Genomic DNA, 540 nt, shown 5'->3' on the forward strand with positions numbered 1-540 from the left:
CGAGCGGGAGTTCAACACCCGGCACTGGGGCAAACCCATGACCCTGCACGGCGTGCGCCGCTGGCTCCTGGGCGAGACCATGCCCGATGCCCGCAAGCTCATCACCCTGGCCGAATGGCTGGGCATGCCGGTGCAGGAACTGGCGTTCGGCGTCGCCGACGGTACCGAAGTGCGCGAGCAGCCCGCCCAGTGGCACGTCGGCGTGGGCTATGAGGACCGCGAGCTGTTCGACACCTACCTCAAGCTGCCCGTGCCCAAGCGGCGCCTGGCGCGCGAGGTGATCCTGGCCATCGCCAAGGCCCACGCGGCCGATCAGCCCAAGCCGGCCGGCAAGCCCCATTGACGCGGGCACCAACCGTCACCCCAAATCACGGCGGCCGCGTAACTCGAAGACGGAGTCAATCCACGGCCAACGGGCGTGCCTAGCGTGCCGCCCATGCAAGATCCCAAGCAACTGTTTGCCGAGAAATTACGCCAAGCCATGGTGGCGGCCGGCTACGAACCCAAGCCCTCCGTCCTCGAGCGGGAGTTCAACACCCG

The 540-nt window shown here is 67.8% G+C and carries 1 protein-coding gene and 1 pseudogene; both read left to right on the forward strand.

Features of this window, described 5'->3' with window-relative positions; all coding sequences use genetic code 11:
* Window positions 1–343: XRE family transcriptional regulator (locus AC27KI_RS27020; RefSeq protein WP_487091531.1), on the forward strand; the 343-nt coding region annotated here is incomplete at its 5' end.
* 93 nt (window positions 344–436) lie between these two features.
* Window positions 437–540 (forward strand): annotated as a pseudogene (locus tag AC27KI_RS27025) (XRE family transcriptional regulator); the annotation flags it as partial.

This window comes from Acidovorax sp. KPB24-03 (assembly GCF_057546605.1).